This is a genomic window from Actinomyces sp. HMSC075C01 (genome assembly GCF_001812965.1).
Lineage (GTDB): Bacteria > Actinomycetota > Actinomycetes > Actinomycetales > Actinomycetaceae > Actinomyces > Actinomyces acetigenes.
In genome coordinates this window covers 69,914-80,828 of sequence record NZ_KV811040.1, presented here as the reverse complement: position 1 = coordinate 80,828, position 10,915 = coordinate 69,914, and the positions used below count along the sequence as shown (strand labels likewise).

At 67.3% G+C, this 10,915-nt stretch carries 7 protein-coding genes; 3 read left to right on the top strand and 4 right to left on the bottom strand.

The features are described 5' to 3' along the window. Positions 1–6 precede the first annotated feature (6 nt). Together HMPREF2883_RS13080 and HMPREF2883_RS13075 are read left to right on the top strand one after the other, a co-directional pair. Complete coding sequence (locus tag HMPREF2883_RS13080) at positions 7–633, top strand: Arc family DNA-binding protein (protein WP_070663039.1); 627 nt, start codon at positions 7–9, stop codon at positions 631–633. Between the two features lie 111 nt (positions 634–744). Beyond that, positions 745–1,479 (top strand): DUF4097 family beta strand repeat-containing protein, encoded by a 735-nt coding sequence (locus HMPREF2883_RS13075; protein ID WP_070663038.1) that lies wholly within the window; start codon positions 745–747, stop codon positions 1,477–1,479. Positions 1,480–1,569: 90 nt separating this feature from the next. Here the strand turns inward: HMPREF2883_RS13075 and HMPREF2883_RS13070 are convergent, their stop codons facing one another. The 4 genes from HMPREF2883_RS13070 to HMPREF2883_RS13055 form a co-directional block, all read right to left on the bottom strand. Beyond that, positions 1,570–4,143: a DEAD/DEAH box helicase gene (locus HMPREF2883_RS13070; RefSeq protein WP_070663037.1), complete on the bottom strand. Its 2,574-nt coding sequence runs from the start codon at positions 4,141–4,143 to the stop codon at positions 1,570–1,572. A 305-nt stretch (positions 4,144–4,448) separates the two neighbouring features. Continuing rightward, positions 4,449–5,330 carry an ABC transporter ATP-binding protein gene (locus HMPREF2883_RS13065; protein WP_070663036.1) on the bottom strand — a complete coding sequence of 294 codons (882 nt, stop codon included), beginning with the start codon at positions 5,328–5,330 and terminating at the stop codon, positions 4,449–4,451. A gap of 4 nt (positions 5,331–5,334) precedes the next feature. After that, a complete protein-coding gene (locus tag HMPREF2883_RS13060; protein WP_070663035.1) occupies positions 5,335–6,411 on the bottom strand; it encodes an ABC transporter permease in 1,077 nt (358 codons plus the stop codon). A gap of 6 nt (positions 6,412–6,417) precedes the next feature. Next, on the bottom strand, positions 6,418–7,608 hold the full coding sequence (locus HMPREF2883_RS13055) for an ABC transporter substrate-binding protein (protein ID WP_070663034.1): 1,191 nt from the start codon (positions 7,606–7,608) through the stop codon (positions 6,418–6,420). A 1,004-nt stretch (positions 7,609–8,612) separates the two neighbouring features. On the opposite strand from HMPREF2883_RS13055, the gene HMPREF2883_RS13050 reads away from it, so the two are divergent. Next, positions 8,613–10,820: a hypothetical protein gene (locus tag HMPREF2883_RS13050; RefSeq protein ID WP_070663033.1), complete on the top strand. Its 2,208-nt coding sequence runs from the start codon at positions 8,613–8,615 to the stop codon at positions 10,818–10,820. Positions 10,821–10,915 lie beyond the last annotated feature (95 nt).

Here is a 10,915-nt window from a genome sequence, read left to right as displayed (position 1 = left end):
GGTGCCATGCGTGTGAATGCCTACACCGAGACCTTGCGCCGGACCCTTGTGGAGACCTCGTCCCTGGGCGACGAACGGACCCAGGAGGTGGCCCGCTCCCTGACGGCGGCACTCGATCCGGCTCTGCGCCTCGTGGCCCTGCAGATGCTGACGGACACCGCTGATGAGCTCAACAGCGAGCTCGACGGAGCACATGTCACCGTGGTGATGGACGGCTCGACGCCCCATCTTCTGGTTACCCAGGCTGATCGGTCTGATGAGCAGGATCAGGGCTACGTGACGGGGCCGGAACGCTATACCGATACTCCGGCGCACGCGGCACCTGAGGTGCAGGAGGGACCGGAGGTCCGCACAACGCTGCGCCTGCCCGAGTCGCTCAAGCAGCAGATTGACGCCGCAGCCCGGAGCCAGGGACGCTCGGTCAATGCCTGGCTCGTCGAGGCGGCTCGCAGCGCGCTGGCAGGACATGAGTCGCCGTCAGGCTCTTGGGGCTCAGCGGGTACCTGGAGCGTTGGCAGTGGGGCCGCTCGTGGTGGCAGTGAGCTCGACGGCGCCGGAAACCACTCCGGCCGGCCCACTGGACCGACAGGGCGGCGGACCTCGGGGGTGAAGCTCACTGGGTGGTTCGGCTGATCCGTGCCACCGCGCCGTCGTGCCACCGACTTGGTCCGAGCCCAATCACTTCTCCGCTGCCTGACCATTGCGGCAGTCCGCGCAGATACCTGAAACCTGAGGAGACCACCCATGCCGATATGGACCTTTGACCTTCCCGACGACGTTCAGCCGAACCTCGTCCTGGACCTGTCCACCCTGAGTGTGGTGACCGCGCCGGGGGTGAGCAGCACGATCACCGTCGAGGCCGACGAGATCCTGGAACCCCTCCTGGATGTCACCGCCGACGGAGCCAAGGTGAGCATCCGTCAGATCGCTCTCGTGGGACGTGAGCGATTTGCGGGCATCTGGCCATGGGGCCCGCAGACATCTCGGGTTCGGGTCACGGTGCCGCACGGTACGCGCCTGGATGCCCGCCTCGATGCCGGATCGATCAGCGCTGAGCACTCCTGGGAGCAGGTGCAGATACGGACCTCGGCGGGATCGATCCGGCTGGGCGATTGTACGAGTGCGCAGGTGCACGCCGACGCCGGCTCCATCGTCATCGGCGCCCTGCATGACGGGAACGTGCGAGCCCAAGCCGGTTCGGTGCGTATCCGCTCCACCTCCGGCACCGTGTTGGCCCACACGGAGGCCGGCTCGGTCAAGATCGTTGAGGCGTATGAAGGATCCTTGGATCTGTCCAGTGAGATGGGAACCGTGTCGGTGGGGGTGCCTGAGGGAACTGCGGTCCTGGCAGACTGCCATTCCGACTTCGGCCGAGTCACGATCGACCTTCCCCGTCAGGACCACCCCGAGCTGTTCGAGAGGCGCCTCGAGCTGAGGGCTCGCGCGCAGATGGGAACTGTGCGGGTGCGCAGGGGCTGAGCGCCCACCAATGCGGCGGCCAGCCGGCAAAATACTGGGGGCGGCAACACACGTTGCCGCCCCCAGCCGCATCAGTGGAGTCCTCTGGACTCAGCGGTCGCCGCGTCGGCCGCGGAAGCCACCCCGGTTGCCGCCGAAGCGGTTCTGGTTGCGCTCGCCGTAGCCGCGGCGGTCATCCCGGTAACCGTCGCGGTCATAACCGCGACCGCCCCGGTCCTCGCGTCGGCCGCGGAAGCCGTCCCGGTCGCCACGACGCTCGTCCCACCGACGGTTGTCACGGCGCTCCGAGCGGTCGTAACCGCCTCTGCCGCCGCGCCCATCACGGTCCTTCCAACCGCGCTCGCCGTCATCACGGCGGGGACGGAAGCCGCGCTCACCGCGATCCTTACGGTCCTCCCAGTCACGGCGCTTGGGACGACGCTCTGCGCCGTTGGGGCCGGACCAGCCGTGACCCGGGCCCTCGTCGGGGCGGATCCGCAGCTCGCGGCCCCCAAAGGTCGCCCGCCCCATGACGCTCAGCTGCTCGGGGCTGAGGTCGGCGTAGATCGTGACCAGGGAGAAGGACTGAAGGATGTCGATCTTGCCGATGTCGGAGCCCTCGATACCGCCCTCGTTGGCCAGTGCACCAACGATCGCGCCGGGAAGGACCCGGTCCCGGTGCCCCACCTCCACGCGGTAGACGGTCCCCGGCCCCTCGTGCTCGCGGCGCCCGGAACGGGTGGCCGAGCGGCGTCCCTCCCCTCGGTCGCCCCGTTCGCCGCGACGGTTCTTCTCACGCCCGCCTTCGAAGGACGCCGACAGGAAGGTCCCCTCGGAGTCGAGGTTCTCCTCCCGGCGGGCGCGCTGGGGGCGCTCACCGCCACGCTCCTCGCGCCTGCGCGGTCCCTCATCACCCACGGCCAGAGCCAGCAGCGTGGCCGCCAGCTCCTCGATGTCGATATCCAGCTGCCGGGCGGAGTCGGCGACCAGCGGAAGGTACATGTCTAGCCGACCGCGCTCATGGCGGGCCGCCGCCTTGGACAGGAGCTTGCGGGCGCGGTGCTCGGAGACGTCCGCGGGGGAGGGCAGGGTGATCTCCTCCAGACGGGTCCCGGTGAGGCGCTCGATCTGGCGGAGCTTGCCCTTCTCCTTGGGGGTCAGGAAGGTGACGGCCTCACCATGGCGGCCGGCGCGGCCCGTGCGACCGATACGGTGCACATAAGCCTCGGCCTCACGGGGCACGTCGAAGTTGACGACCAGGCCGATGCGGTCCACGTCCAGACCCCGGGCGGCGACGTCCGTGGCCACCAGCACGTCAAGGGTGCCGGCGCGCAGCCGCTCCACCAGGCGCTCGCGCTCGCGCTGGGGTACGTCACCGGAGATCGCAGCGGCCTGGATGCCCCGGCCCGCCAGCTCGATGGCGACGTCCTCGGCCGTGGACTTGGTCCGCACGAAGACGATGGCGGCCTCGGCGTCGGTGACGGCCAGGACTCGGGACACGGCGCCGATCTTGTGGCGGAACGGAACCACCGCGTAGGTCTGGTGGACGGTGGCGACCGTGGAGGCCGGCCTGGAGACCTCGACCTGAACGGGCTCGTGAAGGTGCTGGCGTGCCACGGCCTGGATGGCCGGAGGCATTGTCGCTGAGAACAGGGCGGTGCGTCGATCGGCGGGGAGGGACTGCGCAATCGTCTCGACGTCCTCGGCGAAACCCATGCGCAGCATCTCGTCGGCCTCGTCCAGGACGAAGTAGCGCACGTCGTCGAGCTGGAGCGCGCCCTTGTCAATGAGGTCGATGACGCGGCCGGGAGTGCCGACGACGACCTGGGCACCGCCCTTGAGCGCGCCGATCTGGGGGCCGTAGGGGGCACCGCCGTAGACGGCCACCACCTCCAGGCCGCGGGAGCGGGCGGCCATGTCGGTGATGGCCTCGGCGCTCTGGAGCGCGAGCTCGCGGGTGGGGGCCAGGACGAGTGCCTGAACCACGCTGTCGCGCGAGTCGACGGCGTCGAGCAGCGGCAACCCGAAGGCCGCCGTCTTGCCGGTACCGGTCTGGGCGACGCCGACGACATCGCGGCCGGCCAGCAGGACCGGGATCGCCTCCTTCTGGATCGCGGTGGGGGTCACGAAGCCCATGTCGGTGACGGCCTTGAGCAGGTCCGAAGGAAGACCCAGGTCGGCGAAGGTGATCTCCTCGTCCTCCTGAGCGGTCCTCACCTCGATCTTGTCCCGGTTGCGCGGGGAGGCGGTGTGCTCGGCGTCGTGCCGGTGGCCGTCAGAATCAGTGTCGGAATCGGCGTCGGTGTCGATGAAGGGGGCATGGCCGTCGACCTCATCCTCATCAATGTCGACGCCGTCGTCCTCGTCGGAGTTGTCGATCCCGTCCTCCGGGTCGGCCTCGGGGCGGTTTCGGTCGACGTCGTCCGCCTCGTCGTCGTGGTCGACGTCCTCAGGGTCCTCGGGGGAGTCGGAGGAGGCGGGAGTGGCGAAGTCCGCGGGGGAGGAGGTGGTGTCGTCGGACTGGTGCGGCGCGGCAACGGCGCCGTTCTCGCCGTTCTTAGCCGGGTCGGCCGGCTCGCCGCCGGAGAGCTCGGCGGAGAAGAGCGCGTCAAGGCTGAGAGGGCCGTTGCTGTCGGTGCTCTGAGCGTCGGAGGTGCCGGGCGCAGTGCTGCTGGAGTAAGTCATGAAGTTTTCCCATATCTGTCCCCATGAAGATGGTGGGGACCGCGGCGGAGTGTGGGGGAGGACCTTTTGTCCTCCGCTCTTTGCCGTACCTGGCCCACCACACTCGCCCCGCACCCGGACTGGCCGGGTGACTCATGGGCTAACACGCACAGACTCACGGGATGCTCGTGCCGCACACCGGGTGCGGCAGAACCCGAACGGGGTCAACAGGGCACGGATCGCTCCTGTATCCAGGCTACGGGAGAATCGGCGGAACTCCGCGCTCCACGGGCTGGATCACAGGTGAGGTCGGTCTCGTGGCCCGATCACCGGCCCAGTAGGCTGAGGATCTCCCGACGCAGCTCGCGGACCTCCTCACTTGAGTCGTCGTGCTCGGGCACCTCGATGTCGGCGACGATGTGCGCGGGGCGCTCGGACAGGACGACCACTCGGTTGGACAGGCGCAGGGCCTCGTCCACGTCGTGGGTGACCAGGACGGCGGTGAAGCGTTGGGACTCCCACAGCTTGAGGATCTCGTCCTGGAGCTGCAGGCGTGTCAGGGCGTCGAGCTTGCCCAGGGGCTCATCCAGGAGGAAGAGCCGGGGCCGGTTGACCAGGGCTCGGGCCAGCGAGGCTCGTTGAGCCATACCGCCTGAGAGCGTGGCGGGGTAGGAATCGGCGAAGTCCCGCAGCCCCACGATCTGCAGGGCGGCCTCCACCCGGCGCCGGTCGCGCTCCATACGGTCTCTCGCCTCGGGGCCCAGGGCGACGTTGTCCCGCACGGTCCTCCATGGCAGCAGCGTGGCGTCCTGGAACGCGAGCGCGCGCAGAGGCGAGGGCCCGGTCACCTGCTTGGAGTCGACGGTGACGCCGCCCTCGACGGGCTGCTCCAGCCCGGCCAGCAGTCTCAGGATCGTGGACTTGCCGCACCCGGAGGGCCCCACGAGCGAGACGAACTCGCCGGGTGCGACCGTCAAGTCGATGTCATTGAGGACGGCAAGCTGATCCGGCTTGGCAGCCTCTGCCTCATAGCGAGCCCTCGCAGCGGGGGAGAACTGGCGCAGCAGCAGATGGAGCCACCCGTGCTCCAGGTCATGGGACAAGGGGTAGCTGTGGGAGACGCCAACGAGATCGACCTGTGCGCCACGGGGGGCGGACGGAGTTGAGACCTGCGGCGCGCCAGCAGCCGTTGGAGAACTAGCAGACATCGGTTCACCACCTCACAAGGTTCTGCTGCCATGCCAGCAGCGAGGAGCGGATCTTGAACAGCATGACCATGAGCGTGCGGCAGAAGGTCACCAGAATGATGAGGCCCACGTACATCCGGGGGTAGTCCGCCCAGCCCTTGACCCAGTTGATGTACCAGGCCAGGCCCTTGTCGACGCCGGTCAGCTCGGCGGTCATGAGGGCGGCGAGCGAGGTGCCCAGGCCTGTGAACAGGCCGGTGAGCATGTCCGGTAGCGCTGAGGGCACGGCCACCCGCCTGATGAGGAAGAGCTCGTCGGCTCCCAGCGTGCGGGCCATGTCGATGTAGTCGCGGCGCACGGAGCGTACGCCCGCGCGGGTCATGGTCGCCATGGGGAACCAGGCGCCGAAGCCGACGATGAAGGCTGCTGAGGCGTACGTCGTCGGAAGCAGCAGCAGCGCCAGCGGAAGGAGCGAGGCCGCTGGAACTGGGCCGATGGTCTGCAGGAGCGGATGGAGCCAGTAGTCGGCGCGCCTCGACCAGCCCATGAGCAGGCCTGTGAAGAACCCCAGCACCGATCCTGCCGTGTACCCGATGATGAACAGCAGCGCCGAGGCGCCCAGGCAGCTGAGCAGCAGCCTCCAGTCACCGAGGAAGGAGGCGATGAGTACCTCTGGGGCGGCGAAGTACGGGGGCGTGAGCAGTCCGAGCTTGGATGTTGTCAGCTGCCAGACGATGAACCATGCGCCGGCGGCGTTGATCCAGGGCAGGAAGTGCGCCAGTGACCTCGCTGCCGGAGAGGCCGGTCGGACCCGTGCCGTGAGTGTCCACGCGATCAGGATGATCAGCCATGTCCCGGCAAGGACTGCGACTGGAGCGGTTGACTCCTTGCGGAGAAGGTCTGCCTGCGGCAAGGCAACGACGATGACCAGGTAGGCCAGCCACAGAAACAGTGCCGTGGTGCTCACAAGAGGGCCTGCGCTGGGACGGTGATCGTTTGGTGCGCTCTGCCTGGTTGTGGAGGAGGGCGGTTGTGGATGCCCGTCGTCGATGGGCTTGGAGGATGTGGTCGATGCGGTCGTGGGGCTCACCTCAGTGGGCATCGTCAATCAGTCCTTGATGCCGAGGTCGGCGACGACGGTGTCGGTCAGCTTCCGGGCGGAGACGTCGGATGCAATGAAACCGGTCCCCTTGAACTTCTCGATGCCGGGCTCGATCGCGGCCCGGAACCTGGAGGCCGAGGCCTTGAACCCGTATGTCTTGAGCACCCGGACGACGACGTCCTGGTCCGCGGCGACGTAGTCGTTGTCGACCTCGATCTTGGCGATCTCCTCGATGTGGTCCGGTACGTAGGCCGAGCCCTTCAGCCAGGCCTCGGTCAGAGCCTTCGCCTCCTTGGGCTGCCGACGTACGAAGTCCCCGTTGAGTGCCACCGAGCAGCAGAACTCCTCAGCGTCGTTGTTGGCCAGCTCACGGGCCGTCCCGTTGAAGACGGGAAGCAGCGGTCCGGGGTCGGAGCCCATGATGGCGTCCACCCGACCGTCGGTCAGCGCGGTCCCCAAGGAGTCCGCATCGACTGTGCGCCATGTGATGTCGCCTCCATCCGGCTTGACGTTGATGCCGGCCTCCGACAGCCCGATCGCGAAGTAGGCGAAGGCGGATGATGACAGTGACGGCACGCCGATGGTGGTGCCTTTCAGGTCAGCCAGCTTTTGATATGGAGAGTCCTTGCGCACCACCAGGCGCAGGCAGCCGGCGTGGAGCCCTGCGGTGAGTCTGGCATTGAGGCCGTTGTAGATCGGCTCCAGCCAGGAGAAGAAGATCCCAGGAGCGCCAATGTACTTGCCGGCGCCCACGCCGTCCTTGGTGTCCTCGGTCTGCTGGGTGCGCGCCAGCGTGACCTTCAGTCCCGCGTCGTCGAAGAAACCCTGGTGGTAGGCGGCGTACAGTGGTGCGGCGCAGATGTCGCCGCCAATCACCAGGGGGAGTGCCTCGTGGGCCCCGATGACTCCTTGGTTGGTGCGCCGAATCGTCAGGTACGCGCCGGTGCCGACCACGGCAGCGGCTGCGAGCCCCCCAAACGTGAGCAGCGTGCGCCGTGACGGCTTGCCGTGATGCGACCGGTCCGCCTCGTTGGTGTCAAGGTCGTCGATGTCGTCATCGGCTGCCAGAATCGCGGCGGCGTTGTCAGCTGTGACCTCCTGAGACTCCACGACCTCGGCGTCCGATGGACCGGAGGTCAAGGAGTCGGAGTACTGGGGCGGATGGGAGGAAGAAGAGGACGACGAGGACGTGGACATGGTTTCTCCTGTGGTGGTGGGAACGGACCGCGATGCGTAAGACGCTGAGGCGTCCCTATGAAAACGGTGGAGGAGGAGCACGAGAAGCCCGAGCAGAGTGAGCTGGGTAGGAGCGGACGCAGCCTCAGGCCATCAGGGCTTGTGGAAGGGCGTCCCCGTACTCTGACGAGCGGAATACGCGGCACGGGAGCCTGGGAAGTCAGGGCCGGTCATCGTTCTCGGCCGATGTCAGAGCTGTAGTGAGGCGTCGTCGCGATCCCCGGGCAGGTTCAGCACTGGGGGAGGGGAAGGGATCAACAGGCCCGACAACAACACATCTGCGCACCACACATGACCGCGAGCGCCTGTGCGCCTCGAGCGGTTGTGGTCGTCAGAACGATGTGCGTCATGAAGGCCACCCTACGCCACCCTCCCCGGAACAATGCAAGCCTGCCATTCGTCTCATGATGGGAGCGTCCCATCGCCGGATCGCTGCAGAACTGGTAGCGGGCTGCGTGACCGGCTCGCCTTCGGACGGTGCCGGTCAGTCTCCATGGTGTGCGCAGCGGATCGTGGGGGCTCGATGCTCACGAGCAGGACCTGGGGTCCTGCGGCTGAGCCACCTGAGGTGCTTCGTGCGCGACGCCGTCGGCGAGAGCGCGCTGTGGGGGCCGGATCTACTGCGCAAATAAAACCGTGACACAAAAGAAATCTTGGCTACAAAGAGATCACGTACCCCAATTTATCGTTACCAATGCTCGAGTTTCCTCAAGGCTCCCGGTTCTGAACGGTCTCAGCCCGACCGGTTGACGGGTTACCGCTGTGTATACTTAACCCGGAATCGACAACGCGGACGATGCTTTCGGGTGATAGCGGATTCTTAGAAGGGAGGCGTCCGTCTATCATCGTTCGCGAAAGGCCGTCGTGCCTGCTTCGTGGCGCGTCCTTTCCTCGTGCATCTCGGTTGTCAACCATGTGCTGTACGAGTAAGTCCACCTGTCCCCGCCCGTGAACGAGACCACGTCATGCAATACGCTCAGCGGCTGCTCGCCGCCCTCCCTTCTACCAGGGGCGGCCTGCGCGCGATTCTTGCTGTTCTGACAGCCTTCGGCATTGTTCTGGCCACTGCCGGTGTGGCCGCCATGCCCCTCCTGAATGAAGGCAAAGCCGTTGAGGACACGGAGAACAGCTCGGCCTGCCACCCCGCAGCCAGAATGGTCTACCCCGAGGGGCAGTCGGCACCCGAGTACGTGGTGCCGGTCTATGAGACCAAGTACGGCGTCGAATCGATCCTGTCGGACTGGTGCAGTACCGCAAGGGAGGTCCTGGAGGACCCCACCATCACGCTCAACGTCGTCGAGGGCAAGACCGTCACCCCCTACCTGCTCCCCGGCATCAAGGCCGAGCTCGAGCGTCCGGCTCCCGACAACGGCGAGCAGGACGTGTTCATCCCGACTGACTACCTCGTCAAGGGTATGCGTGAGGTCACTGGCGACAGCGGCTGGGAGGTCGGCACGAAGGTCTTCAGCCTCACCTACACCAGCGGAACGGTGAGCGCGACCACGGGCCTGTTCTCCTTCGTCAAGCAGGACCCGGACATCATCAACCCCCCGGCCCCCGAGCCCACGCCGGAGCCGGCTCCCGAACCGACTGCGGAGCCCACCTCAGAACCGAGCGCTGCGCCCGTACCCGAGCCGACGGCCGCACCCACCGCAGAACCGACTCCTCAAGCCACGGCTGAACCGTCGGCGACGCCTTCGGCTTCCCCCACACCGGAACCTGCACCAACACCTTCACCGACTCCCTCTGCGGCGCCCAGCCCGTCGGCCAGTCCTTCCACGACTGCCTCGCCCAGCTCATCGCCCTCGCCTTCCCAGTCTCCCAAGCCCGAGCCGACTGCTTCCGCTCAGCCGAGCGCCTCCCCGAGCGCCACCGCTAAGACGTGCCAGGACAAGCCCGCCGTCCAGGTGCTCAGCTCCGATGGCTCAGACCTTCAGGGGGAAGAGCCCGCCTACGACCCGGATACTGCAGTCAAGGTCCGCGGCACGGGCTGGTGCTCCCAGGGGACGATGCTCGACGGCGAGAAGCCGGTCGAGATCAAGGTCGCGGCCTACGGCGGGTACGTGGTTCCGGGAACGCTCTCGGTTCCCGTCACCTTCCAGCACGGGTCCTTCGAGGCCCAGCTCAACCTGTCGGCCCTCTACACCGGGGGAAACGTTGACAAGGGGCGCTACTACCTGCAGCTCTCGGTCATCGATTCCGGGCTGACGGCCGCCACCAACATCTTCGCCCTCAACAAGGCCGTCACTCCGCAGCCCAAGCCGGAGCCGTCCCCCGCGCCGCACACCACCGGCCCCGATCAGAACGCTCAGAGGCCGAACCCCAATGGCGGCGGACGCCCCGGAACGGACAATGCCCCTGGCAACAACCCAGGTGGCGGCACGGGCTCCGGCGCGGGTTCAGGTTCAGGCGCGGGCGCAGGAGGCCAGAACGACTCCTCGGAGCAACAGACAACCGATGCCGGATCGGACTCCCGCTCCTCGACCTCGCAGGACGGCTCTGCCCGCCAGCAGACCGACACAGATGCGGTGCCCGCTCCGAACGCCGGAGACTCAGGAGCCGAAGGCGCCCATGCCCCGGAAGACTCCGCGGCCTCGGCGCAGGACTCACCTGAGGCCGACGCGGCCTCTCAGCGCACCACCCGTCCCGACCGGAGCCCGGTGGCCCCAGTGACCAGTGCAGCGCACCTGAGCGCGGACAACGCCGGCTCGCTGTCCGGGTCCCGCCAGGGCAACATCGTCAACCTCGTCCTGCCCAAGTCCAAGGTGCAGGCAGGCGAGTGGGTCTCGGTGTTCGTCTTCCCCGGAGCCACCACCAAGGGCTGGGTGCAGGTTGATGATGCCAACAGCGTCTCCATCGATATCTCGACATTCAACTCCGGCTCCTACGAGCTGGCGGTGGCCGATCGAGACAACAGCCTCCTGGGGTGGGCGAAGCTGGAGATCTCCTCTGCATCCTTCGATCCTCGCAACCCGGCGCAGGCCCAGCTGCTGACCTTCCCGGACACGGCGGCCGCGCCCACCAAGGGCCTCAGCGCCAACGACATGCTCCTGGGGACCGCTGGGGGACTACTGGTCGTCGGAGCCGTGAGCCTGCTGGTCGCCGCGTTCTCCGGAATGCCGCTGCGCGCACCACGGACCACCCAGCAGCTGCGGCTCCCGCGCAGGCACTGAGCCGGAGTGGTAGGAGAACGTCAATGACATCGTCAAGGGGCCGGAGCACGCGGCCGTGGAAAGGAGGTGGGAGCAGATGATCCGGATGTTCCGGA

What these genes read in the sequence shown, in the direction of transcription:
- HMPREF2883_RS13080 (WP_070663039.1), top strand. Translation starts at nt 7, where the DNA reads ATGCGTGTGAATGCCTACACCGAGACCTTGCGCCGGACCCTTGTGGAG.
- HMPREF2883_RS13075 (WP_070663038.1), top strand. Translation starts at nt 745, where the DNA reads ATGCCGATATGGACCTTTGACCTTCCCGACGACGTTCAGCCGAACCTC.
- HMPREF2883_RS13070 (WP_070663037.1), bottom strand. Translation starts at nt 4,143, where the DNA reads ATGACTTACTCCAGCAGCACTGCGCCCGGCACCTCCGACGCTCAGAGC.
- HMPREF2883_RS13065 (WP_070663036.1), bottom strand. Translation starts at nt 5,330, where the DNA reads ATGTCTGCTAGTTCTCCAACGGCTGCTGGCGCGCCGCAGGTCTCAACT.
- HMPREF2883_RS13060 (WP_070663035.1), bottom strand. Translation starts at nt 6,411, where the DNA reads ATGCCCACTGAGGTGAGCCCCACGACCGCATCGACCACATCCTCCAAG.
- HMPREF2883_RS13055 (WP_070663034.1), bottom strand. Translation starts at nt 7,608, where the DNA reads ATGTCCACGTCCTCGTCGTCCTCTTCTTCCTCCCATCCGCCCCAGTAC.
- HMPREF2883_RS13050 (WP_070663033.1), top strand. Translation starts at nt 8,613, where the DNA reads ATGCAATACGCTCAGCGGCTGCTCGCCGCCCTCCCTTCTACCAGGGGC.